The 1,541-nt window shown below is 67.4% G+C and carries 1 protein-coding gene; it reads left to right on the top strand.

Annotated features, from left to right (window positions below; genetic code table 11):
* Nucleotides 1-1,541: amino acid adenylation domain-containing protein (locus tag ACIQTP_RS46980; RefSeq protein WP_403412397.1), on the top strand; the 1,541-nt coding region annotated here is incomplete at both ends.

Here is a 1,541-nt window from a genome sequence, read left to right on the forward strand (position 1 = left end):
TGCGGGAGGCGCTGGTACGGCTCCAGGACGAGCAGAGCGCCCTCCTGGCCCACCAGCACCTCAAGCTCACCGACATCCACAACCTCACCCCGGCCGACGAACTCTTCGACACCGTGATGGTGTTCGAGAACTACCCGGTCGAGGACGCGGCCCTCGAACAGGAAGCCTCTACCCTCAGCCTCACCCACACCGAAGCGCGCGATGCGACGCACTACCCCCTGAGCCTGATGGTGATGCCGGGGACCGGACTGCACCTGCGGCTCGACTACCGGCCGGATGCCTTCGAGCGTGCAACGGTGGAGAGGATCGGAGAGCGCTTCATCCGCGTCCTCGAGGCGTTCGTGGCCGACGCCGGGCAGTTGGTCGGCCGGATTCCGCTGCTGGATGCGGACGAGCGCGAGCGGGTCCTGACCACATGGAACGACACCGGCCACGACGTGCCCGACACGACCCTGCCCGAGCTGTTCGAGCAGCAGACCGCCCGGACACCGGATGCCTTCGCCGTCGCCGGCGGCGGTACCGAGCTGACGTACGCAGAGCTGAACGCGCGGGCGAACCGGCTTGCCAGGCACCTTGTCGGCCACGGCGCGGGCCCCGAACGCCTGATCGCGGTGGCCGTACCTCGTTCCGTCGACCTCGTCGTCGCATTGCTGGCCGTGCTGAAGACCGGGGCCGGCTACGTCCCCATCGACCCGGAATACCCGGGTGACCGGATCGCCCACATGCTCCAGGACGCCGACCCCGTCCTCGTGATCACCGATGCGGAAACATCACGGAAGCTGCCTCCGGAGGCCGCAGCCCATGTGAGCCGGCTCGTACTGGACGAACCTGCCGCCCGGACCCTCCTGGAGGACCCGGACCCCCGCACCCCGCGCAACCTCTCCGACGAAGAGGGCCCGGGCCGCCTGCTGCCCCAGCACACGGCCTACGTGATCTACACGTCCGGGTCCACCGGCCGGCCCAAGGGAGTGGCGATCTCCCATGCCGCGATCGTCAACCGCCTGCTGTGGATGCAGGACGCGTACTCCCTGGAGACGACGGACCGGGTCCTGCAGAAGACCTCGCCCGCGTTCGACGTATCGGTGTGGGAGTTCTTCTGGCCCCTCGTCACCGGCGCGGGGTTGGTCGTCGCCTCACGCGGGGAACACAAGGATCCCGCGGCTCTTGCCGAACTGATCCGTAGCGAGAACGTCACCACCGCACACTTCGTGCCGTCGATGCTCGGCGCCTTCCTGCAACATCCGGATTCGGCATCCTGCGCACCGCTGAAGAATGTGATCTGCAGTGGTGAAGCGCTGACGACCGAACTGAAGAACCAGGCGCTGCGCACTCTCGGCGCCTCGGTCCACAACCTTTACGGCCCCACCGAGGCCGCGGTGGACGTCACGTTCTGGGAATGCCGGACGGACGAGGACACCGTGCCGATCGGGCGTCCGGTGTGGAATACCCGGGTGTATGTGTTGGATTCGGGTTTGTCGCCGGTTCCGGTGGGTGTTGCGGGTGAGTTGTATATCGCGGGTGCGCAGTTGGCTCGGGGTTAT

The organism is Streptomyces sp. NPDC090798, assembly GCF_044768965.1.
GTDB lineage: Bacteria > Actinomycetota > Actinomycetes > Streptomycetales > Streptomycetaceae > Streptomyces.